The sequence below is a fragment of the Comamonas thiooxydans genome (assembly GCF_002157685.2).
Lineage (GTDB): Bacteria > Pseudomonadota > Gammaproteobacteria > Burkholderiales > Burkholderiaceae_C > Comamonas > Comamonas testosteroni_H.
Map to the genome: position 1 here is coordinate 3,497,637 of NZ_AP026738.1, position 22,913 is coordinate 3,520,549.

The window sequence follows — 22,913 nt, forward strand, 5'->3', positions numbered from 1 at the left end:
GGATTTTAGTGTGAATTTTCTCAAAAAATTCTCTAATTCACGTCACTCAAACACATAAAGGAGCATTCCTTCTCCTTTATGTGTTGTTTCGAGAAACGGTTGAATGATATGCAGCAGTTTCCCTGTGAACTTATTTACGAGATTCGTGAAACCGCTTCACCTGATGTGCTGCACGAATATTCGTATATCTGCGGCGGGATCGATCGTCTTCATGGCCTGTAATGGCACCAATCTCGGACTCCCGGAGATCGGTTCGCTCATAAAGTCGGCTGGTGGCTTCGTGCCGTAGGTCATGCATGCGTAGGTCTTGAATTTGGACCTTTTCCTTGGCTCTCCTGTAAGCCGTTTTGACAGCTTCATAGTTGCTGTTGAAGATGAGCTCGCTGGCTTTGGGCTGAGTTTTCAGAATGCGCTCAGCACGCAAGCTCAGCGGCACGACTCGCTCTGTTTGGGTTTTGGTGATTGCGGCAGGCAAGAGCAGATAGGCGCCATCCTTGGTGTGATGCAGATGCTGCCACTGCAGGGCCAGCATTTCTCCACGGCGCAGGCCGGTTTCAATGGCGAAGCTGACAATGGCCCAGAGCCGCAAGCCTTTGCGCTCCCGAGCCTTGATCTTGGGCTTGGCTTTGCTGAGATTGCGTGAGCGCAAGCTGGCAGCGGTGACTTCTTTACGCAAGGGGCGGAACCATTCGGGGTAGCGGCAGGCACGCAGCAGGTTGATCTGCTCACCGCCTGCGGCCTGGAGCAGCGCTGAAATCTCTGGATCAAGGACGTATTCCACGTCCTTCACTTTGCGACGACTGCGCTGCACATTGCCGGCCTGGACTTGTTCCAGGATTTCTGGCGCTCTGTCTTCGAGGCGCCGGTTGCGCTCGTCGCCATATTGAGCCTCGGGGCGGGTGCAGTGTTTGCCTGAGGCTGGGTTGAACGGCAAATGGATGTTCCATTCCCGCATGGCAATGCTGATGATCCTGGAGATCAGCTCCATTTCCTTTTTGACGGTAGCGCCTTTGATGGGTGACCAGGTTCGCAGGGCAAGGCTAAGCTTTCTGGTGTCTACAGGTTCGACGAACCCACCTTCGAGACGTTGATCACGGTAGGCCGCTACATCGCTGGGCTGCAGCATGTGCATGGGAATCTGCGTAATGGGGTGGCGGCAGATTTTGTGAATGCGCACCAGATCTGGATGGTCTGCCTTTTTACCTTTGAGGACCTTGCTTGCGTACTTGCGCATCAGGTCGGCCAAGGTGTTGCGCTCGGCTTCGCGGTAGTCGACGAATTTGCGCTGGTGCATCTCGGCTTCACGAGACACCGACCAAGCTTCGGCTTCGGACTTGGTTTGAAAAGTCTCTACCAATTCCGGAAAGCCTTTTTTGCGTACACGCGCCTGCCAGGCCATGGTCTCGGTTTTTGCCAATTTGGCAACCGCAATGCCATCGGCCTCAAGCTGTTCGGCGAAGCCAAGAGCTGCGCTTTTGCTCAGAAAAGTCTTCTTGATCTTGAGCGTGCTGTCCTTGGCTGAGACTTGCCATGAGGAATAGCTACGTTTGGTGATACTGGCCATCTCGTACTCCTTGTGCCGGCGGCACGTTGCGGAGTTCAGTGGCGCAAAATTGGCACCGGGTCACAAAATGAGGTGCCAAACATGCTCCAACGGGATGAATCGGGAGAGTCACCAAAAACAAAAAACCTCTTAAAATCAACGTTTTAAGAGGTTTTCGTATTTGGTGGGTGATACATGGATCGAACATGTGACCCCTGCCGTGTGAAGGCAGTGCTCTACCGCTGAGCTAATCACCCGATAGGCGTGATTATATCAAGGATTGGCGCTCACATTTTCAAAATTGCGCCAGGCAGTCTTGCCACCGCTGGATTTATCCATCTGCTTGAGCACATCGTCATGGGATTGCTGCTCCTGCTCATTGGCGCGCAACACTGGCAACTTGAAGCTGCTCAGGTCCACCGAGGGAGCGACAATCGCTCCAGCCGCCGGAGCATCTGCCGGCTCCTCGGTCATGAGCAAGGCATCTTGCCCGCGCGTGAGATTGATGTAGACATCCGCCAGCAACTCCGCGTCCAGCAAAGCGCCGTGCAGCGTGCGATTGGAATTGTCGACACCCAGGCGATCGCAGAGCGAGTCCAGCGAGTTGCGCTTGCCCGGATACATCTCCTTGGCCATGACCAGGGTGTCGAGGACTCCGCCCACGCACTGCTTGAGTGGCGGGCGCCTGGCCAGCTTGAGCTCGTTGTTCAGAAAGCCCAGGTCGAACGGCGCATTGTGGATGATGAGCTCTGCACCCTGCAGATACTCCCAGATCTCGTCGATCTTCTCCTCAAAGCGCGGCTTGTCCTTGAGGAACTCCGTGGTGATGCCGTGCACGCGCAAGGCATCGGGGTGGCTGTCCCGACCCGCATTGAAGTACAGATGCAGATTGTTGCCGGTGAGCTTGCGGTTGACCAGTTCCACGCAGCCCAGCTCGATCAGGCGATCGCCATCGATGGCCGACAGGCCGGTCGTTTCCGTATCCAGAACAATTTGGCGCGACATTCAATTTCTCCCAATTACCTGCGGCGCTCACATCGCCCAACAATTTCTAAAACAAGCGCGCACCAAAGCCAGGACACCGAGGACGCGCCGCCGCGCACCGAGGGTGTCGTCCCCCTCCCCTAGCGCGAAGCGCGTAGAGAGAGGGGGAAGGCGCAAAGCGCCTCAGGGGGTGCTCAGTGATTTTCCTTAGCGTGATTGATGGAGTACTTGGGGATCTCCACCGTCACATTCTCGCGCGCCAGAATCGCCTGGCAGGACAGGCGCGACTGTGGCTGCAGGCCCCAGGCCTTGTCGAGCAGGTCTTCTTCCTCTTCCTCCGCCTCGTTCAGGGAGTTGAAGCCCTCCTTGACGATGACATGGCAGGTCGTGCAGGCGCAGCTCATGTCGCAGGCATGCTCGATATTGATGCCGTTGTCCAGCATGGCTTCGCAGATCGAGGTGCCGACAGGCGCTTCGATTTCGGTGCCATTGGGGCAGTACTCGGCGTGAGGAAGAATTTTGATGATGGGCATTGTTCTGTTTATGAATTAAATGGTGTTGACACTCTTGCCGGCCAGCGCCTGCTGGATGCTGCGATTCATGCGTTCGGCCGCAAACGACTCGGTTCCCTTGGCCAGGGCCTGCGTCGCGCCTTCCACGACGGCAGGGTCATCGCTGGCGATGGCCACGCGCAGCGCGGCCATCAGGGCGTCGATGCTGTCGCGCTGTTCGGCGCCAAGCACATCGCCATCCACATCCAGCGCGCTTTGCGTGGCCAGCAGCATGCGATCGGCATCCACGCGGGCCTCGACCAGGGCGCGAGCCTTCATGTCCTCCTGGGCCGTGGCAAAGCCGTCCTGCAGCATCTGCGCAATCTGGTCGTCGGAAATGCCGTAGGAGGGCTTGACGTTGATATGGGCTTCGACACCGCTGAGCTGCTCCTTGGCGCTGACGGACAGCAGGCCGTCCGCATCGACCGTGAAGGTCACGCGGATGCGCGCCGCACCGGCAGCCATGGGCGGAATGCCGCGCAACTCGAAACGCGCCAGGCTGCGGCAGTCCGCCACCAGGTCGCGCTCGCCTTGCACCACGTGAATGGCCAGAGCAGTCTGGCCGTCCTTGTACGTCGTGAAATCCTGCGCACGAGCCGTGGGAATGGTCTCGTTGCGCGTGATGATGCGTTCGGACAGGCCACCCATGGTTTCCACACCCAGCGACAGCGGGATCACATCCAGCAGCAGCAGGTCGCCGGCGGTATTGTTGCCGGCCAGTTGATTGGCCTGAATGGCAGCACCCAGAGCCACCACTTCGTCGGGGTTGAGATTGGTCAGCGGCTCGCTGCCGAAGAAGTCGGCCACGGCCTGGCGAATCTGAGGCATGCGGGTGGAGCCGCCAACCATGACCACGCCCTGCACCTCATCGCGGCCCAGGTCTGCATCCTTGAGCGCGCGGCGCACGGCCGCAAGGCTCTTGCTGGTCAAGTGAGCAGTCAGCGCAATGAACTCCTCACGCTTGACATCAAAAGATACTGAACCCGAGGAAACATCAGCGGTAAACGCTACAACTTCTGATTCAGTCAGGGCCTGCTTGCAATTGCGCGCGGCAATACGCCAGGCGGTCTTGTCTGCTGCAGACTCCAGCTGCGTGCCGGTTTTTTCCGCCACCCAGGCTGCCAGCGCGTCATCGTAGTCGTCGCCGCCCAGTGCCGAGTCGCCGCCAGTGGCGATCACTTCAAACACGCCATGTGCAAGACGCAGCACCGAGATATCGAAGGTGCCGCCACCCAGATCGTAGACGGCGTAGACGCCCTCCGCCGCGTTGTCCAGGCCGTAGGCAATGGCTGCCGCAGTGGGCTCGTTGATCAGGCGCAGCAAATTGATGCCGGCCAGCTTGGCTGCATCCTTGGTGGCCTGGCGCTGAGCATCGTCAAAGTACGCAGGCACGGTGATGACTGCACCATAGAGATCGTCGTCAAACGTGTCTTCGGCACGGAAACGCAAGGTCGCCAGAATTTCGGCACTGATCTCCACGGCCGTCTTGGCTCCGTCCACGGTTTCGACGGAGATGACACTGCTGTCATCGGTCTTGAAGCGATAAGGCAGCTTCTCGGGCGATTCGATATCAGCCAGGCTTCGCCCCATGAAGCGCTTGGCCGAGCTGATAGTGTTGGCAGCATCCTGCGCCTGCGCGGCCTTGGCATCAAAACCGATCTGTCGGCGGCCCATTTCCATGTAGCGCACCACCGATGGCAGCAACACACGCCCCTGATCGTCGGGCAGGCATTCGGCCACACCGTTGCGCACTGCGGCAACCAAAGAATGCGTGGTGCCCAGGTCGATACCTACAGCAATGCGTCGCTGGTGGGGATCGGGGGATTGACCGGGCTCGGAAATCTGCAAAAGCGCCATGAAATTCTTCTTTTGAAACGTCAGAGGCCAGCGTGGCTGGCCCGCTCAAGATGGATACGCCATGCGCCAGGGGCACAAAGCATTGCTCTGGGTCTTATTGTCCCAGTTGATCGCGACGGCGATCCACATCTTGCGCAAATCGCGCAACAAACATGAGGGCTCTCACCTGCTGCACGGCAGCGGCGGCATCGCCTGCCTCGTCCAGCAGACGACCGCATTCGCCAAGCATCTGCTTTTTGGCAGCGAGCATCTCGCCCTCCAGAGCATCCAGCTCCTGCTCGCTGGCAGCGTCTTCCAGCGCTTCGCGCCACTCCATCTGCTGCATCAGAAATGCCGCAGGCATGGCCGTGTTGTCTTCGGCCCGCACCGGCGCTCCCGCCAGCTCGCACAGATAGGCTGCGCGCTTAAGCGGGTCCTTGAGGCGCTGATAGGCCTCGTTGATGCGCACCGACCATTGCATGGCTACGCGCTGCGCGGCTGCACCCTGGGCGGCAAAGCGGTCTGGATGTGCTTCACGCTGCAGCTCTTTCCAGCGTGCGTCGATCTGGCTGCGCTCCTGCGCAAACTTGCGCGGCAGGCCAAACAATTCAAAGTCGTCAGATTGCAGATTCATGGCATTAAAAAACCGCCTGCAGCAGCGCTGAGGCGGTTCAGTAGTTAGTCCGGACGCAACACACGCCAGGGACACCGAGCAAGAGCCGCCTCGCAGCGAAGGTGTCGCCCCCTTGGGGGAAGGCGCGAAGCGACTCAGGGGGAAATCAAATCCTGAAGCTCTCTCCACAACCGCAGCGATCACGCTCGTTGGGGTTGTGGAACTTGAAGCCCTCGTTCAGACCTTCGCGCACAAAATCCAATTCCGTGCCATCGATATAGGCCAGGCTCTTGGGGTCGATCAGCACCTTGATGCCATGGTCTTCAAACACCACGTCATCGGGCTGGACCTCGTCCACATACTCCAGCTTGTAGGCCAAGCCGGAACAGCCCGTGGTCTTCACGCCGAGGCGCACGCCAATCCCCTTGCCGCGACGCGAAAGGTAGCGGTTCACATGACGGGCAGCCGCCTCGGTCATTGAGATGGCCATGGCCTTAGGCTTCCGTCGCCGTGCGCTTTGCGCGGTAGTCGTTCACAGCTGCCTTGATGGCATCTTCAGCCAGGATGGAGCAGTGAACCTTGACCGGGGGCAGCGCCAGCTCTTCGGCGATCTGGCTGTTCTTCAGGGCTGCAGCCTCATCCAGCGTCTTGCCCTTGACCCATTCGGTCACCAGCGAAGACGAAGCGATGGCAGAGCCGCAGCCATAGGTCTTGAAGCGTGCATCTTCGATCACGCCAGTGGCAGGATTGACCTTGATCTGCAGCTTCATCACGTCGCCGCAAGCGGGCGCACCCACCATACCCGTGCCCACGGAGTCATCGCTCTTGTCGAACGAGCCCACGTTGCGGGGGTTTTCATAGTGGTCAACAACTTTTTCGGAGTAAGCCATGGTGTCTACCTCTTGAACTCTTTGTAATCTATGCTTAGTGTGCAGCCCATTGAATAGTGCTGAGGTCGATGCCGTCTTTGTACATCTCCCACAGAGGGCTCAGCTCGCGCAGCTTCAGCACGTTTTCGCGGATCGACTTGATCGCGTAGTCAATTTCTTCTTCCGTCGTGAAGCGACCAAAGGTCATGCGCAGAGAGCTGTGTGCCAGCTCATCGCTGCGACCCAGGGCACGCAGCACATAGCTGGGCTCCAGGCTGGCGGATGTGCAGGCGGAACCCGAGGACACGGCCAGGCCCTTGATACCCATGATCAGCGACTCGCCTTCGACGAAGTTGAAGCTCATGTTCAGGTAATGGGGAACGCCGTTCTCCATATCGCCGTTCACGAACACCTGCTCCAGATCCTTCAGACCATCGAGCAGACGCTGGCGCAGTGCACGTGCGTGCTCCATATCCTTGGCCATCTCTTCCTTGGCAATGCGGAAGGCTTCGCCCATACCCACGATCTGGTGGGTTGCCAGCGTGCCCGAACGCATGCCGCGTTCATGACCGCCGCCGTGCATCTGAGCTTCCAGGCGCACGCGCGGCTTGCGGCGCACGTACAGCGCACCGATGCCCTTGGGACCGTAGGTCTTGTGCGAAGCCAGGCTCATCAGGTCGATGGGCATGGTCTGCATGTCCAGATCCATCTTGCCCGAAGCCTGAGCGGCGTCGACGTGGAAGATGATGCCCTTTTCACGGCACAGAGCGCCGATGGTGTTCAGGTCCTGAACCACGCCGATCTCGTTGTTCACGGCCATCACGCTGGCGAGGATGGTGTCGGGGCGGATCGCGGCCTTGAACACTTCGATGTCCAGCAGACCGTTTTCCTGCACGTCCAGATAGCTGACTTCAAAGCCCTGGCGCTCCAGTTCACGCATGGTGTCCAGCACAGCCTTGTGCTCGGTCTTCACGGTGATCAGGTGCTTGCCCTTGCCTTGGTAGAAATGCGCTGCACCCTTGATGGCCAGGTTGTCGGACTCGGTTGCACCGCTGGTCCAGACGATTTCGCGCGGGTCGGCGCCGATCAGATCAGCCACCTGCTTGCGGGCCTTCTCGACGGCTTCTTCGGCTTCCCAGCCCCAGGCGTGGCTGCGCGATGCGGCATTGCCAAAATGTTCACGCAGCCAGGGAATCATGGCGTCCGCCACGCGGGGATCCACCGGAGTGGTTGCACCGTAGTCGAGATAAATGGGAAAGTGCGGGGTCATGTCCATGACTGGCTCGTCTTGTTTTTGGCTGACAAATCGTGAGGAATCGATGCACCTTGTGGTGCCATCAGGGCGAGGAAACATGCCGCACAGCCATGCATGCATCCAGGCCCTGACTATCGGAGTCGGGCTTCAGAGTGATCTGGTTGCCGCCCGAGCACTGCTCGAGCAGCTGCGGATCAGGATTTCGCGAAGGCGTTACCCAGGGCGAACACCGAGTTCGGTGCGTTCACACGGATGGGCTTGACCACGGGTGCCGTGGAGATGGCGCGGCGCACCACGGGCTTGTCCTCGATCTGGATGCCCTTGGCCAGTTGCTCGTCCACCAGCTTTTGCAGAGTGACGGAGTCCAGGAATTCCACCATGCGCTGATTCAGTGCAGCCCACAGTTCATGAGTCATGCAGCGACCGGCTTCGCCCAGACAATTTTCCTTGCCACCGCACTGGGTCGCATCAATAGGTTCATCCACCGAGACGATGATGTCAGCCACGGTGATGTCCGTTGCCTTACGGGCCAGCGTGTAGCCGCCGCCGGGGCCACGGGTGGATTCCACCAGTTCGTGGCGACGCAGTTTGCCAAACAACTGTTCCAGATAGGACAGCGAAATCTGCTGACGCTGGCTGATGGCAGCCAGGGTCACAGGGCCATTGTTCTGGCGCAGTGCCAGGTCGATCATCGCGGTGACCGCAAAGCGGCCTTTGGTCGTAAGACGCATACGAGCTCCTTCAGTCAGGATTGTTCGTTACAGAAACGCACGCCCGGTCACAGTACCTAGACGAGCACAGTCTCCGCCCTTACTCCGTCCTGTGATTAGGTTCAGAGCCCTTCTGTGAGGGAAGTTTGTTGTTGAGTGTTTGAGGCGAGTATAGCACATTCCCCATCAATTTTGTCGGGTAACAGCGTGCACTCACGTAATAACCCCGAGATTTGCGAAGAAATATTGCTACGGTGCCGCCCCAAACAATTGCTGCTTGAGAAGCGAAAGCTGGTCTCGCACACGCGCTGCCTGCTCGAATTCCAGGTTCCTGGCGTGCTCCAGCATTTGCTTCTCCAGACGCTTGATCTCCTTGGCAATGTCTTTCTCTGACATGTCCTCGACACGCGCCTGTTGTAGAGCCTGCTCCTGCAGGCGCTCTGCCTCTTTGCCGCTCTTTTCGCTGTAGACACCATCAATCAGGTCTTTCACCCTCTTGACAATCTGCTTTGGCACGATTCCGTTGGCTTCGTTGAAAGCCATCTGTTTTTCGCGGCGTCTTTCGGTTTCGCCGATGGCTTTCTTCATGGACTCGGTGATCCGGTCCGCGTACAGAATCGCCTTGCCGTTGACGTTGCGCGCCGCGCGACCGATGGTCTGGATCAGGCTGCGTTCGGCACGCAAAAAACCTTCCTTGTCGGCATCCAGGATCGCCACCAGCGAGACCTCGGGAATATCCAGGCCTTCGCGCAGCAGGTTGATGCCCACCAGCACATCGAAGGCCCCCAGTCGCAGGTCGCGGATGATTTCCACGCGCTCCACCGTATCCACGTCGGAGTGCAGATAGCGCACCTTCACGCCGTTGTCGGTCAGATATTCGGTCAGCTGCTCGGCCATGCGCTTGGTCAGCGTGGTGATGAGCACGCGCTCCTCCAGCTCCACGCGCTGGCGGATCTCCTGCAGCACATCGTCCACCTGATGGATGGCCGGCCGCACTTCGATCTCGGGATCGACCAGGCCGGTGGGGCGCACCACCTGTTCCACCACCTGTCCCGCATGGGTCTTTTCGTATTCGGCCGGTGTGGCCGAGACGAAGACCACCTGGCGCATGCGCTGCTCGAACTCCTCGAACTTGAGCGGGCGGTTGTCCAGCGCCGACGGCAGGCGAAAGCCATATTCCACCAACGTAGTCTTGCGCGCCCGGTCGCCGTTGTACATGGCGTTGAGCTGGCCGATCATCTGATGGCTCTCGTCAAGGAACATGATGGAGTCGCGCGGCAGATAGTCGGTCAGCGTGCTGGGCGGATCGCCGGGCTGGGAGGCCGAAAGGTGGCGCGTGTAGTTCTCGATGCCCTTGCAGTGCCCCACTTCGCTGAGCATTTCCAGATCGAAGCGCGTGCGCTGCTCCAGGCGCTGCGCCTCCACCAGCTTGCCCATGCCCACCAGCTGCTTGAGGCGCTCGGCCAGCTCTTCCTTGATGGTCTCCACGGCCGCCAGCACCTTGTCGCGCGGCGTCACATAGTGGCTGCTGGGATAGATGGTGAAGCGCGGAATGTTCTGGCGCACCCGGCCTGTGAGCGGATCGAACAGTTGCAGGCTCTCGACCTCGTCGTCGAACAGCTCGATACGCACGGCCAGCTCGGAATGCTCGGCCGGGAACACGTCGATGGTGTCGCCGCGCACGCGGAAGGTGCCGCGTGAGAAGTCCTGATCGTTGCGCTGATACTGCATGCGGATCAGCTGCGCGATCGCGTCGCGCTGGTTGAGCGTGTCGCCCGCGCGCAGCGTCATGATCATGCGGTGGTAGCTCTCGGGCTCGCCGATGCCGTAGATGGCCGAGACGGTGGCCACGATCACCACGTCGCGCCGCTCCATGATGCTCTTGGTGCAGGACAGGCGCATCTGCTCGATGTGCTCGTTGATGGCGCTGTCCTTTTCGATGAACAGGTCGCGCTGGGGCACATAGGCTTCGGGCTGGTAATAGTCGTAGTAGCTGACGAAGTACTCGACCGCGTTTTTCGGGAAAAACTCCCTGAACTCCGAGTACAGCTGTGCCGCCAGCGTCTTGTTGGGAGCAAACACGATGGCTGGCTTGCCCAGACGCGCGATCACGTTGGCCATGGTGAAGGTCTTGCCCGAACCGGTCACGCCCAGCAGCGTCTGGAAGGACTCTCCATCATTGACGCCTTCGACCAGTTTTTCGATGGCCGCAGGCTGATCGCCAGCGGGCGGATAGGGCTGGAACAGCTCGAACGGCGAGTCCGGATATTGCACGAAACGGCCTTGCGGCTCGGCAGTCATATTTTGTTCTTGCATGATCTCATGTCCATGACGCATAGGGTAAGCGCGAGTAGAATGGCAGCCCAACCCTCAAGCCTAACCTAGGCTGATGCGTTTTTTCGAGCACCGGGCAATGCCCTGTCCGTCAAACGCTCTCGGAGCAATAGCTGGGGGTGACCTGACTTATTTCCATCCCTCAAGGATTTTTTCATGTCTCTGTTTACCGCCGTCGAAATGGCCCCCCGCGACCCCATCCTGGGTCTGAATGAGCAATTCAACGCTGACTCCAACCCCAACAAAGTGAACCTGGGCGTGGGCGTGTACTTCGACGACAACGGCAAGCTGCCCCTGCTGGAGTGCGTGCAGGCCGCCGAGAAGGCCATGATGGAAAAGCCCACCGCCCGTGGCTATCTGCCCATCGACGGTATTGCCGCCTATGACAACGGCGTCAAGGCCCTGGTGTTCGGAGCCGAGTCCGACGTGGTCAAGTCCGGCCGCGTGGCCACCGTGCAAGCCATCGGCGGCACCGGCGGCCTGAAGATCGGCGCCGACTTCCTGAAGAAGCTCAACCCCAACGCCAAGGTCCTGATCTCCAACCCCAGCTGGGAAAACCACAAGGCCATCTTCACCAACGCTGGTTTTGAAGTCGGCAACTACGCCTACTACGATGCAGCGACCCGCTCCATCGACTTCGCCGGCATGCTGGCCGACCTGAACGCTGCCGCTGCCGGCACCGTGGTCGTGCTGCACGCCTGCTGCCACAACCCCACCGGCTACGACATCACTGCCGCTCAGTGGGATGAAGTCATCGCCGTCGTCAAGGCCAAGGGCCTGGTCGCCTTCCTGGACATGGCCTACCAGGGCTTTGGCCACGGTATCGCCGAAGACGGCGCCGTGATCGGCAAGTTCGTGGCTGCCGGCCTGAACATCTTCGTGTCGACTTCCTTCTCCAAGAGCTTCAGCCTGTACGGCGAGCGCGTGGGTGCCCTGTCCGTGGTGGCCTCCGACAAGGAAGAAGCCGCTCGCGTGCTGTCGCAGCTGAAGATCGTCATCCGCACCAACTATTCCAACCCTCCCACCCATGGCGGCGCCGTCGTGGCTGCCGTGCTGAACAACCCCGAGCTGCACGCTCTGTGGGAAAAGGAACTGGGCGAGATGCGCGTGCGCATCAAGGCCATGCGCCAGAAGCTGGTCGACGGCCTGAAGGCTGCCGGCGTGACCCAGGACATGTCCTTCATCACCACCCAAATCGGCATGTTCTCGTACTCCGGCCTGTCCAAGGAGCAGATGGTTCGCCTGCGCTCCGAGTTCGGCGTGTACGGCACCGACACCGGCCGCATGTGCGTGGCTGCGCTGAACAGCAAGAACATCGACTATGTCTGCAAGGCCATCGCCGCCGTGATCTAAGCTCACGATTCAGGGCCTGGCCCCTGAAAACCAAAGAGCAACGGATTAAAAGTCCGTTGCTCTTTTTTTTTGGCGGCATCAGCATCTGCAGAATATTTGATAGCTGTCAGCGCTCTATCCTTATTATTTTCAGATAGAAAAGCATCCGAAAACCTTTTTTATCAAGCGCAGCAAGCTATCAAAATCTCTATCAGGCGCTCAATCCCCAGATGGCCGAGCGCATGGACAGCGCCGCATACTGGTAGGCCGTATTGAACACGCGCGGCGCTTCGCCCTCCTGCACGGCACCCGCCGCATACAGCAGGGGCAGATAGTGGTCGTGCGTGGGATGGGCCAGACGGGCCTGCGGGCCCCAGTCCAGGAAGGTGCTCAGATCGGCCAGATTGCCGCTGTCCAGGCGCTGCTGCACTTCGGTGTCGAACTGTATCGTCCAGTCATAGGCCTGGTTGTCGCTGGCACCGCGCTGCATGGCGCGCAGGTTGTGCACGATATTGCCGCTGCCCACGATGAGCACGCCGCGCTCGCGCAGCGCACGCAGCTGGCGGCCCATCTCGAAATGCTTCTCGGGCGCCAGTCCATAGGGCATGCTCAGCTGCATGACGGGAATGCTGGCTTCGGGGAACATGGGCAGCAGCACAGACCAGGTGCCGTGGTCAAAACCCCATTTCTGGTCCACCAGCAGGGCCGATCCGTCCAGCGGCGAATGCAGCTCGGCCGCGAGTTGCCTGGCCACCTCGGGCGCGCCGGGCGCCGGATATTGCTGGTCGAACAGCTCTTGCGGAAAGCCGCCGAAGTCATGAATCGTGCGCGGCTGGGCCATGCCGGTCAGCGCCCAGTCGGACTCGGTCAGCCAGTGGGCCGAGACGCAGAGAATCAGCTGCGGCGCAATGCCCTTGGCCGTCAGCTCCTGGCCCAACGCCTTCCAGCTCTGGCGCCAGTGCGTGTCCTCGATCACATTCATGGGGCTGCCGTGGCCCAGGAACATCACCGGCATGCGCGGCGAAGGCTTGAGCTGCTGCAACAGCTGCTCGGGCAACAGGGAAGAAGAAGTGGAGTTCATGGAAAAAGCCTTCCAGCCCCCGCCGGCGGCCAGCACGGAGGCTGCGCCCAGGGACAAAAGCGTACGTCTACGCATCTCGGTCAATCGAACACGCCCCTAGGGGCGCTTTTTTACAGATAGGGCAAGCTTGCCACAGCGCAACAGTGCCCGAAAGCACCGCCTGCGCAACAGACTGTCCTGAAAGTGCCAGCGCCAAGGGCCGGCTTGCACTACAACAGCAGTTGCACAAGCACGTCTCACGCCAAACAGGCTCAGGCAAGGGCTTAGCTTCAAGCAAGCCATCCTGATGCCACCCTGGCTTGCACAAGTCCAGACAAGGAGTATTCCCACTCATGCCCAGCACCGCCATTCAGCCCCTGCAAGGAATTCGCATACTCAGCCTGGCTCTGAACCTGCCCGGCCCCGCCGCCCTGTGGCGCTGCGCCGGCATGGGAGCCGATTGCCGCAAGCTCGAGCCTCTGGCCCCCGACGCTGGCCGCAGCGCCGACCCCATGGGCCTCTATTGCCCCGATGCCTACGCGCAGATGCATGACAAGGTGCAAACCCTGCAGGCCGACCTCAAGACCGCCGAAGGCCAGGCCAGCATGCATGCGCAACTGGCACAAACCGACGTGCTGCTGACCTCGTTCCGTCCATCCGCCCTGAGCAAGCTGGGCCTGGGCTGGGAAGCCCTGCAGCAGCGCTACCCCGCACTGTCGCTGGTGCGCGTGGTCGGCAGTGCGGGCGAGCTGGCCGATGTCCCCGGCCATGACCTCACCTATCAGGCCGAAGCGGGCCTCGTGCACAGCACTGCCCTGCCCCCGAGCCTGTTTGCCGATATGGCGGGGGCACTGATGGCCAGCGAGGCCGTGCTCCAGGCCGTGCTCGTCAGCAGCCGCAGCGGGCGCGGCATCCTGCGCGAGGTCGGCCTGGCCCAGGCCGCGCAATGGCTGGCCCTGCCCTGGCACTGGGGCCTGACCCAGCCCGCCGGCGATGTCGGCGGCGCCCATGCGGGCTACCGCATCTACCCCTGTGCCGACGGCATCGTGGCCGTGGCCGCGCTGGAGCCTCACTTTGCCCAGCGCCTGTGCGAAGCGGCAGACCTGGTGTTCAGCCACCCCACCGATATGCGCAAGCCCGAGATCCATCAGGGCGTGGCCCGGTTTCTGGCCGCCCGCAGCTGCGCGGAGCTGATGCAGCTGGCGCAGGACAGGGACATTCCACTGCACGCCCTGCCCGCTTAAGCCGCCAGAGCCCAGCGGCGCAATCTGCGCCAGCCTCAGGCCGGCCGCTTTTCAAACGCGTATTTCTCGGTATCCACCTCGCCCTGGCCTTGCAGCGCATAGCGGTCGCCGGCAATCGCTTCAGGCTTGAAGATGTCATCGAGCTCGGCCAGCAGCTCGGCGTCGAGATGGACGCGGCCGCCGCGAATGTCTTCGTGCAGATGCTCCACGCTGGTGGTGCCGGGCAAGGCAATCACATGCTCGCCCTGGTGCAGCACCCAGGCGATGGCCAGCTCGGCCAGCGTGCAGCCGGCCTTTTCCGCCACGGCCTGCATAGGTGCGAGCAGACGCAGATTCTGCGCATAGGCCTCTCCGGCAAAGCGCGGCATGGAGGCGCGGATATCGCCCTTGACCAGGTTGTCCACCTGCTGCAGCTTGCCGCTGAAGAAGGCGCGACCCATGGGGCTGAAAGCCACATAGGCAATGCCCAGCTCCTTGCAAGCGGCGAGCGTGCCCAGCTCCGCATTACGCGACCACAGCGAATATTCGCTTTGCAGCGCGGCAATCGGGTGCTCCTTGTGCGCGCGGCGCAGCGCATCGGCCCCCACTTCCGACAGGCCCAGGGCGCGAACCTTGCCCTCTTCCTTCAGGCGCGCCATCTCGCCCACGGATTCCTCGATGGGCACGTTCTTGTCCCAGCGATGCAGATAGTAGAGATCGATCACATCAGTGCCCAGGCGCTTGAGACTGTCTTCGCAGTTCTGGCGCAGCGTCCTGGGGCGACCGTCGATGACGCGGCGCATCACGCCGTCGTCGCCACGCACGCCTGCCATGCCACATTTGCTGGCCAGGGTGATGTGGTTGCGGTGGGGCTTGAGCACGGGGCCGATCAGCGATTCGCTGGCACCAAAACCATAGAGCGCGGCGGTGTCGAACAGCGTCACGCCCGCATCCAGCGCCGCATGCAGCACGGCGTGCGACTGCTCGGTAGAGACCGGGCTGCCGTAGGCATGGCAGAAATTCATGCAGCCCAGCGCCACATTGGCCACGCTGAATGGGCCGATTTTGCGGTTTTCCATTATCTTTCCTTATGCATCCAAAGGCCTTCAACCGAACCAAGCGCGGGCGCAGGCCGCTATACAAGCTGGAGCAATATTATTCCAGCGTCCGCACCGCGTCTGGAACTCGTTCACCCCTCGTCGAATGTGCGGCCACCGCGCACAAAGCACATGCCGATCAGCCCGCACCCCATCAATATGGCAATGGCTGCCATGCCCGCCTGCTGCGAGTGATAAGCCTCGGTGGCCATATGCACCAGCAGCGACCCCAGCCATACAGTTGCCGTGCCAGAGAGAGCGAATATTCCGAAGAAGGTGCCGCTTTCCCCTGGCGGGGTAAGCCGCAGCAGCAAGGTACGGCTGGACGCATACGATGCGGTGATGAAGGCCGCATTGGAAAAACCGATCAACAGGTAGACGAGATCCGGCAGGGTGCGGAAAAACGGACCATCCCACAAAGGCGCAGCCGTTGCCTTGTCGTAGCTCCACAGAAACAGAATGCGCTCGGGCGAGATTCCGATGACGGCGCAAAGCCCCAGCAGCGTCATCAGCACTTCGATCTGTATGGCAGTCTTGGGGCCCAGTGAGGCATCCAGCTTGCTGCCCAGAATCCCGCCTAACGCCGCGAATATGCTGAGCAGCACGCCATAGCCAAGCATGGTCAATGTGTCCCAATGCATGACGCCAGCAGCATAGACACCGCTGAAAAGCAGCACCGCCGTCATCGCGTCAACATACAGCATGCGTGCGCACAGGAAAATGCTCATGTCGCGGTGGCCGCGCAGCTTGCCCACCATGCCGCGCAAAGCGCCAACCCCTTCACTCAGTGCCTGCCCAATGCTGGAGTTGCTGCGCGCCATGTCGGGTGTGAAAAGAAACAGCGGCAGCGCGCCGATCAGGAACAGCATGCCGGCAATGGGTCCGACAATGCGCTCCGGCTCGTGGGCGGCAGAGTTCAGACCGAACAGTGGTTCAGTGGGAATCCAGCCCCATGGCACTTTGCCAGGCAAGGCAAAGGCCCACAGAACAAAGATCAGCACCATCACCGAAATCGCATTCGACAGAGCCAGGCCCAACCCCGAGGCCTTGTGTGCCAGGCGCTGGCCGGCTGCCTGGGCCAGCATGGCGTTGTGCAGCACTTCGGTATAGCCGAACAACACATTGATCACGACGGCGGCCACCACCACGCCGGTGATGCCCAGGCCTGAGCCATCTGGCCTGGCCCACCACAGCGAGATCATCAGCGCGGCCATGACGGCCGTAGACACCAGCAGCAGCGGCTTGCGTGGGCCTATTCGATCAATCGATGCACCCAGCAAGGGAGCCGTCAGGGCCACGATCCAGCCGGCCCACTGCCCATAGGCCGCAACCAGCGCCTGCCCCTTGATGGGGTCACCCACCATGATGGTGGAGAAGTAGGGCATGAAGACATAGATCGTCACCAGCATGACGAAGGGATTGCGCCCAGCCTCAAAAAGTGACCAGGACACGGCTCCCAGAGGCAGTCGCTCACTGGTAACGCTGGATGGAATCATTGGCGTTGCGCTCATGGGGCAAACCCTTCCCGTTCAAGCCTAGAGGATCGGCGCACGTCATGCGCCCGCCCGGTACCGCTTGGCGACAACACCGAGCAGAGAGGCAGGCACGGCGGCCCACCGCAAGTGCATAGAAGGCTTAGGCCTTGGGAATGCAGCGATCGACAATGGCGGACAGCTGCGACAGCGCTGGCACATCCAGAAACCCCGCCGCCGCATAGGCCGGATTCGGATAGTCGTAATAGCCCTTGCCCGCCAGCATGCCGGTGCGCCCCTTGTCCATCAACTGGGTCTTGACGTATTCGGCATTGGCCAGTTGCTGCGCATCGCCCTGCAGCCGGCCCCAGTAGGAGGACACGTCGTAGCAAGTCTTCATGCCCACGATGTCCATCATGCCGAACGGGCCCATGCGGGCACCGCGGTTGGCAATCAGGAAAGTGCGGTCTACATCCTCGGGCGTGGCGATGCCGTTGGTCACCAGCGTCTGGGCGGCCTTGAGCAGTGCGGGGAACCAGGTGTTGATGACATAGCCGTTGTGCTCCGTGGCGATGGGAATCGGCACCATGCCGGTCTCGATGCCGAACTGGGCGACGGTCTCCAGCGTGGCCCGCGCCGTCGCTGCATGCGGCATGATTTCCACCACATTGGCCGACCAGATGTAGTTGGCGTAGTGCAGCGCACAGAACTTCTCGGGCCGGCCCGTGGCAGCCGCGAAATCGCTGGGCAAAAAGGTGGATGAGTTGGTGGCAACCACGGTGTGGTCCTGCAGCAGCAGGGCCATCTGCTGGTAGACACTGGTCTTTACATCCGGGATCTCCGGCACCGCCTCGATGACCAGATCGGCCTTGGCCACGGCCCGGGCCATGTCCGTGGTAAAGCTCAGGCGCTGGCGCGTGGCTTCGATGTCGGCTTCGCCGGCACCGAGTTCTGCCAGATAGATGGCAGCATACTGCGCCTGTGCGGCGCGGCAGCGCTCCAGCGCTTCATCCGAGATGTCGTAGACGGCCACGGTTTTGCCCTTGAACGCGCTGTGCCAGGCGATCTGCCCGCCCAGCACGCCCGAACCCAGGACAGTCAAATGATTCACATGGGTCATATTGGTCTCCTCAACGGGTTTGCGACTTCAGCAGCGCGGCAAAGCGCTCGATGCTGCGCGTGATGACGACCTGCGCGCCCGGCGACCAACGGCCCATGTCGAAGAAGCCATGGATCATGCCTGCGCCTTCGATCAGTTCAGCCTGGCCACCTGCGGCGCGCAGCGCCTCGGCATAGGCCACGCCCTGGTCCCGCAGCGGATCGAATTCGGCATTCACGATCACGGCAGGCGGCAGGTTGGTCAGACTCTTGGCCTGTAGCGGTGCCAGGCGCGGGTCCAGCGTATCGGCGTAGCCGCCCGCGTAGTGGTTGTAGAACCAGGCCATGGTTTCGGCCTCCAGGAAATAGCCCTTGGCGTTCTGCTCGGCGCTGGCGTACTCGGCGGCGGCGTGGTCCACCGCAGGGTAGATGAGGAACTGCGCAGCCAGGGGAATGCCCGCATCGCGCAGCTGCTGCGTCACCACGGCGCAGAAGTTGCCGCCCGCGCTGTCGCCCGCCACAGCCACCATGGCGCTGCCCCCCAGCTCATGCGCGTTGGCAACCACCCATCTGGCAGAGGCCACGGCGTCCTCTATGCCTGCGGGGAAGGGATGCTCGGGGGCAAGTCGGTAGTCCACCGACACCACCACGGCCTGCGCGCCACGGCAGATCTCACGGCACATGTTGTCGTGCGTATCCAGGTTGCCGATGACGTAGCCTCCGCCGTGGAAATAGGCCACGGTGGGAAAAGGCCCAGCGCCTTCGGGCCGGTAGATACGCGCGGCCACAGGACCCGCGCCACCGGGCACAGAGATGTCCTGCACGCTGGCCACGGGCACGATTTGCTCGGGCGTGAGCGAGCCACGGGTCAGCGCCAGATAGCCGGCACGGCCTTCTTCGGGTGTGCCTTCGGCGGTGGCTTTCCTGTTGGCAGCCGCCAGTTGCTGCAGGACGCCGGCCAGATGGGGATCGAGAGCCATGGTTGAAGTCTCCTGTCGTTATAAAGATCGAGGCAAGGGATACGGGGGACGGACCTAGCGATAGGCCAAGGCATCTTCCTGCAGCGATGCGGCGGTCAGAACCACGCGCTCTTCGGCATACTCCATGTCGTGCCTCCAGGGCTGGCGGTCGCCCTGGCCGAACATGGCATCCTGCGCACGCAGCACATAGCCGGCGTTGAAGTTGTCGGCCTCTATCCATGACAGGCGCTGCATGCCGGCATCGGCTGAGGCTACGGTGGGCCGCACCTCGGCATGGCCTTGCTCGTGCATATGGGCAAGCAGGCGACACACCCAGTCGCACACCAGGTCGCAGCGCAGCGTCCAGCTGGAGCGGAAGTAGCCCTGGGTATAGGCCATATTGGGCATGTCCTCGATCATCACGCCCCGGTAGGAGATGCGCTCGCGAAAATCCACCGGCGCGCCATCCACGCTGAACGCAATGCCGCCGAACAGTTTGAGATTGAAGCCCGTGGCAGTAACGATGATGTCGGCGTCCAGATGCCCGCCGCCGGTCAGCTGGATGCCGCTGGCGTCGAAGTTCTCTATGGTGTCCGTCACCACCGAGGCCTTGCCCTCTCGCATGGCCAGGAAGAAGTCGCCGTTGGGCACCACGGCAATGCGCTGCTGCCAGGGGCGGTAGCCGGGGTTGAAGTGCCTGTCGATGTCGAAGCCTTCGGGCAAATGCGGACGAATCTCGCCGAGTAAGAAGGCGCGCATCGCTTCGGGGTGCTGCCTGGAGGTTTGCACGATCTCGTCGGTGCGCGCGATGAAGGCGCGGCGCATGATCTCGTGGTACCACTCGTCGGGCAGGTTCAAAGGCTTGAGCAGCGGCACCAGCGGATGCTCGGACGCAGGCAGGAAGAAGGTGGGCGAGCGCTGCAGCATGGTCACATGGCCCGCATCCGGCGCCAGACTGGGGATCAGCGTGGCCGCCGTGGCACCCGAGCCTATGACCACAATGCGCTTGCCCGTGTAATCCAGGTCCTGCGGCCAGTGCTGCGGGTGAATGACCTGCCCCTTGAAGTCCTTGAGCGTCGGCCACTCGGGCGTATAGCCCTGGCCGTGGTCGTAATAGCCAGCGCAGACCCAGAGGAAACCGGTGGTGAATGTCTGTACCTCGTCCGAGCCGCTGTGGGTGACTTCCAGTGTCCAGCGCTTGTCCTCGGACGACCAGCAGGCCGACTGCACCTTGTGGCCGTAGCGGATCAGCGGCGCCAGGCTGTTCTCCTCAATGGTCTCGGCCAGGTAGTGGCGAATCTCGTCCGCCGTGGCAATGGCATTGCCCGTCCAGGGCTTGAAGCCATAGCCGTAGGTGAACAGGTCGCTGTCCGAGCGTGCGCCCGGGTAGCGGTGCGTCCACCAGGTGCCGCCAAAGCCCTCCATGGCTTCGAGGATGGCGAGGCTGCGGTCCGCGAACTGCTCACGCAGATGGCGGGCCGCGCCAATGCCGGAAATACCGGCACCGATGATGAGAAAGTCGAAATGCTGTGCCATACGGGGTGTCTCCTGGTTGTCTGCTAGGACTTGCGCCAACACGAATGTGCAAGGACTGCGGCCTTGTGGTGAAGCGCCTGCCTGGGTCTGATTTGCCTCAATCGTGTCTGTCACGCAGCCATGCTAGGTCTAGCCCTCTGGCAAAACTTGTGTTTGTGCGACAGGATTTTGATGTTGAACGACATGCAGTACATACCCCGATGCCTGCCAAGCCCGCTGATTCCGCCGTCATGACCAGTGTCCGCGCCGCCTCGCTCGCGGGCTTTGAAGAATTGGTGCGCGCACAGGGCGGCGACCCCGCCGCCATCCTGCGCGCCTGCGGCCTGGTGCCGGCAGATCTGGACGATCCCGAGCGCTACCTGCCCAGCCAAGCCGTGGCCCTGGCCATAGAGGAAGCCGCCTGCGTGCTGGACGTGCAGGATTTCGGGCTGCGCCTGTGCGCCCTGCAAGGTGTCGAAACCCTGGGCCTGCTGGGGCTGGTCATACAGTCCGCTCCCACCGTCCGTGAAGGCATGATGCAGGGCGGAAAGTACGTCCACTTCCACAACCCCACCCTGAGCTACAGAACCTTCATGGCGCCCGACGAGGGGCTGGAATGCGTGGAAGTGCTTTCACGCCTGCCCTCCCAATCCCACATGCCCCAGGGCACGGAAATCTGCGTGGCCTATATGTGTCGGCTGATCCATGTGCTGTCCGAAGGCGCGCTGCGCCCCTCGGCCATCCATCTGCGCCACGACCCCGTGGGCAGCAGCGCGCAATATCGGCGACACCTGGGCCAGTTGCCGCGCTTTCGCTCCAGCTTTGACGGCATTGCCGTCGACCCGCTGGCCTGGCGTCAGCCCATGCCTAGACACAACCGGCTGCTGCAGCAGTTTGTCGAACGTTTCTTGTTGGGAGCAGCGCCGGGCAGGGATACCGGCGTGACAGACCAGGTGCGCAGCGCGCTGACCAATCTGGTCCGCATGGGCATGGCCGACCTGCCCTCGGTGGCACGCGCCCTGAGCCAGCACCCGCGCACCCTGCAGCGACGCCTGCAGGCGGAAGGCTCAGCCTTCGAAGAACTGCGCGATAGCGCGCGCAAGACCTGGGTGGCGCAATTGCTTGCGCAGCCCGACCTGCGTCTGGGTCATATCGCGCAATTACTGGGGTATTCAGACCAGGCTGTTCTCACCCGAGCGTGCCAGCGCTGGTTTGGCCAATCCCCCCGTCAACTGCGCCATGGTTCCCGGGACGCATAGCCCCGCTATAGGGTATGGGGCCTGAATTCGGCCACACAGGAATGTGACTACGATCTCCTCGCGCAGCGACAGAGACTTTGCGCGATGAAACAAGCCCCCGCAGCCACAGGCTGCGGGGGCTTTCGTGCGGAGATGCGCCAGGCAATCAGTCCGCGCTGATCAATCCGCGTTCAGTTGCTGCTCTAGGTCGTGCAGGACCTTGTAGCAGTTGAACACCTGCTGCACGCTGGAGTTGGGTTCGCGGCCTTCGCGGATGGCGGCGAAGAATTCGCGGTCCTGTAGCTCGATGCCGTTCATGGACACGTCGACCTGGGACACATCGATCTTTTCCTCCTTGCCGTTGAACAGATCGTCGTAGCGGGCCAGATAGGTGCCGGTGTCGCCGATGTAGCGGAAGAAGGTGCCCAGAGGGCCGTCGTTGTTGAACGACAGGCTCAGCGTACAGATCGCGCCGTTGGCGGCCTTGAGCTGGATGCTCATGTCCATGGCGATGCCCAGTTCCGGATGGATGGGGCCTTGCACGGCGTTGGCCTTGACGATGGGGCTGCCGGCCTGGTAGGCGAACAGGTCCACGGTGTGGGCAGCATGGTGCCACAGCAGGTGGTCGGTCCAGCTGCGGGCCTGGCCCAGCGCGTTCATGTTGGTGCGGCGGAAGAAGTAGGTTTGCACATCCATCTGCTGGATGTTGAACTCGCCGGCCTCGATCTTCTGGTGCACCCACTGGTGGCTGGGGTTGAAACGGCGGGTGTGACCCACCATGGCCACCAGACCGGTCTGCTTTTGCAGCTCGGCCACTTCCTGCGCGTCCTTCAGGGCATCGGCCAGAGGAATCTCGACCTGCACATGCTTGCCGGCCTTCATGCAGGCGATGGCCTGCTCGGCGTGCATCTGCGTGGGCGTGCACAGGATCACTGCATCGACTTCGGGCAGCGCCAGGCTTTCGGCCAGATCGGTTGCCACATGCTTGATGCCGTATTTGTCGGCCACTTCCTTGGTCTGGTCAAAGCGGCGACCAACCAGGGAGACGACTTCCACGCCGTCGATGTTCTTGATGCCGTCCAGGTGCTTGATGCCGAAGGCACCTGCGCCAGCCAGTGCTACTTTGATGGTCTTGCTCATGATTGGGATCTCCGTAGAGCCGCCTCAAGGAGGCGAAGCCCCCCACAGGGGGGCAGTGAATACGCGAAGCAGCGAACGTGGTGA

At 61.5% G+C, this 22,913-nt stretch carries 20 protein-coding genes and 1 tRNA gene; 3 read left to right on the forward strand and 18 right to left on the reverse strand.

Annotated elements, in window-relative coordinates; all coding sequences use genetic code 11:
• Positions 1-130: 130 nt before the first annotated feature.
• From CTR2_RS16160 to uvrB, 11 genes are all read right to left on the reverse strand, one after another.
• Positions 131-1,564 (reverse strand): site-specific integrase, encoded by a 1,434-nt coding sequence (locus CTR2_RS16160; protein ID WP_087082675.1) that lies wholly within the window; start codon positions 1,562-1,564, stop codon positions 131-133.
• Between the two features lie 161 nt (positions 1,565-1,725).
• Positions 1,726-1,800, reverse strand: a tRNA-Val gene (locus tag CTR2_RS16165).
• A gap of 16 nt (positions 1,801-1,816) precedes the next feature.
• Positions 1,817-2,548, reverse strand: a complete 732-nt coding sequence (dnaQ, locus tag CTR2_RS16170; protein WP_087082673.1) for a DNA polymerase III subunit epsilon — start codon at positions 2,546-2,548, stop codon at positions 1,817-1,819.
• Between the two features lie 173 nt (positions 2,549-2,721).
• Positions 2,722-3,060 carry an ISC system 2Fe-2S type ferredoxin gene (gene fdx, locus CTR2_RS16175; RefSeq protein ID WP_003054218.1) on the reverse strand — a complete coding sequence of 113 codons (339 nt, stop codon included), beginning with the start codon at positions 3,058-3,060 and terminating at the stop codon, positions 2,722-2,724.
• 15 nt (positions 3,061-3,075) lie between these two features.
• Positions 3,076-4,935, reverse strand: coding sequence for a Fe-S protein assembly chaperone HscA (hscA, locus tag CTR2_RS16180; protein ID WP_087082671.1), 1,860 nt, complete (start codon positions 4,933-4,935; stop codon positions 3,076-3,078).
• A 94-nt stretch (positions 4,936-5,029) separates the two neighbouring features.
• The gene (gene hscB / locus CTR2_RS16185; RefSeq protein ID WP_003067580.1) at positions 5,030-5,548 is read right to left on the reverse strand and encodes a Fe-S protein assembly co-chaperone HscB; all 519 of its coding nucleotides are present in this window, start codon (positions 5,546-5,548) and stop codon (positions 5,030-5,032) included.
• A 145-nt stretch (positions 5,549-5,693) separates the two neighbouring features.
• Positions 5,694-6,017 carry an iron-sulfur cluster assembly protein IscA gene (gene iscA / locus CTR2_RS16190; RefSeq protein WP_003054214.1) on the reverse strand — a complete coding sequence of 108 codons (324 nt, stop codon included), beginning with the start codon at positions 6,015-6,017 and terminating at the stop codon, positions 5,694-5,696.
• Between the two features lie 4 nt (positions 6,018-6,021).
• Complete coding sequence (iscU, locus tag CTR2_RS16195; protein WP_003054213.1) at positions 6,022-6,417, reverse strand: Fe-S cluster assembly scaffold IscU; 396 nt, start codon at positions 6,415-6,417, stop codon at positions 6,022-6,024.
• 34 nt (positions 6,418-6,451) lie between these two features.
• Positions 6,452-7,672 carry an IscS subfamily cysteine desulfurase gene (locus CTR2_RS16200; protein WP_087082669.1) on the reverse strand — a complete coding sequence of 407 codons (1,221 nt, stop codon included), beginning with the start codon at positions 7,670-7,672 and terminating at the stop codon, positions 6,452-6,454.
• Positions 7,673-7,845: 173 nt separating this feature from the next.
• The gene (iscR, locus tag CTR2_RS16205; protein WP_003054211.1) at positions 7,846-8,382 is read right to left on the reverse strand and encodes a Fe-S cluster assembly transcriptional regulator IscR; all 537 of its coding nucleotides are present in this window, start codon (positions 8,380-8,382) and stop codon (positions 7,846-7,848) included.
• 228 nt (positions 8,383-8,610) lie between these two features.
• Positions 8,611-10,677, reverse strand: coding sequence for an excinuclease ABC subunit UvrB (gene uvrB, locus CTR2_RS16210; protein ID WP_087084545.1), 2,067 nt, complete (start codon positions 10,675-10,677; stop codon positions 8,611-8,613).
• 174 nt (positions 10,678-10,851) lie between these two features.
• On the opposite strand from uvrB, the gene CTR2_RS16215 reads away from it, so the two are divergent.
• Entirely contained in the window at positions 10,852-12,048 is a 1,197-nt protein-coding gene (locus tag CTR2_RS16215) for an amino acid aminotransferase (RefSeq protein WP_087082667.1), read from the forward strand.
• A 190-nt stretch (positions 12,049-12,238) separates the two neighbouring features.
• Here CTR2_RS16215 and ygiD read toward each other — a convergent pair whose 3' ends face one another.
• Positions 12,239-13,165 carry a 4,5-DOPA-extradiol-dioxygenase gene (gene ygiD / locus CTR2_RS16220; protein WP_087082665.1) on the reverse strand — a complete coding sequence of 309 codons (927 nt, stop codon included), beginning with the start codon at positions 13,163-13,165 and terminating at the stop codon, positions 12,239-12,241.
• A gap of 275 nt (positions 13,166-13,440) precedes the next feature.
• Here ygiD and CTR2_RS16225 point away from each other — a divergent pair, with 275 nt between their 5' ends.
• A complete protein-coding gene (locus CTR2_RS16225) occupies positions 13,441-14,331 on the forward strand; it encodes a CoA transferase (protein WP_087082663.1) in 891 nt (296 codons plus the stop codon).
• Between the two features lie 35 nt (positions 14,332-14,366).
• Here the strand turns inward: CTR2_RS16225 and CTR2_RS16230 are convergent, their stop codons facing one another.
• From CTR2_RS16230 to CTR2_RS16250, 5 genes are all read right to left on the reverse strand, one after another.
• Positions 14,367-15,389, reverse strand: a complete 1,023-nt coding sequence (locus CTR2_RS16230; RefSeq protein WP_087082661.1) for an aldo/keto reductase — start codon at positions 15,387-15,389, stop codon at positions 14,367-14,369.
• Positions 15,390-15,499: 110 nt separating this feature from the next.
• On the reverse strand, positions 15,500-16,918 hold the full coding sequence (locus CTR2_RS16235; RefSeq protein ID WP_217896233.1) for an MFS transporter: 1,419 nt from the start codon (positions 16,916-16,918) through the stop codon (positions 15,500-15,502).
• Positions 16,919-17,042: 124 nt separating this feature from the next.
• A complete protein-coding gene (locus CTR2_RS16240; RefSeq protein ID WP_087082657.1) occupies positions 17,043-17,999 on the reverse strand; it encodes a 3-hydroxyacyl-CoA dehydrogenase in 957 nt (318 codons plus the stop codon).
• Positions 18,000-18,009: 10 nt separating this feature from the next.
• The gene (locus CTR2_RS16245) at positions 18,010-18,957 is read right to left on the reverse strand and encodes an alpha/beta hydrolase (protein WP_087082655.1); all 948 of its coding nucleotides are present in this window, start codon (positions 18,955-18,957) and stop codon (positions 18,010-18,012) included.
• Between the two features lie 54 nt (positions 18,958-19,011).
• On the reverse strand, positions 19,012-20,472 hold the full coding sequence (locus tag CTR2_RS16250) for a flavin-containing monooxygenase (RefSeq protein ID WP_087082653.1): 1,461 nt from the start codon (positions 20,470-20,472) through the stop codon (positions 19,012-19,014).
• Between the two features lie 230 nt (positions 20,473-20,702).
• On the opposite strand from CTR2_RS16250, the gene CTR2_RS16255 reads away from it, so the two are divergent.
• Positions 20,703-21,710 (forward strand): AraC family transcriptional regulator, encoded by a 1,008-nt coding sequence (locus CTR2_RS16255; RefSeq protein ID WP_254913288.1) that lies wholly within the window; start codon positions 20,703-20,705, stop codon positions 21,708-21,710.
• 159 nt (positions 21,711-21,869) lie between these two features.
• Here the strand turns inward: CTR2_RS16255 and CTR2_RS16260 are convergent, their stop codons facing one another.
• The gene (locus tag CTR2_RS16260; RefSeq protein WP_087082649.1) at positions 21,870-22,829 is read right to left on the reverse strand and encodes a Gfo/Idh/MocA family oxidoreductase; all 960 of its coding nucleotides are present in this window, start codon (positions 22,827-22,829) and stop codon (positions 21,870-21,872) included.
• Positions 22,830-22,913 lie beyond the last annotated feature (84 nt).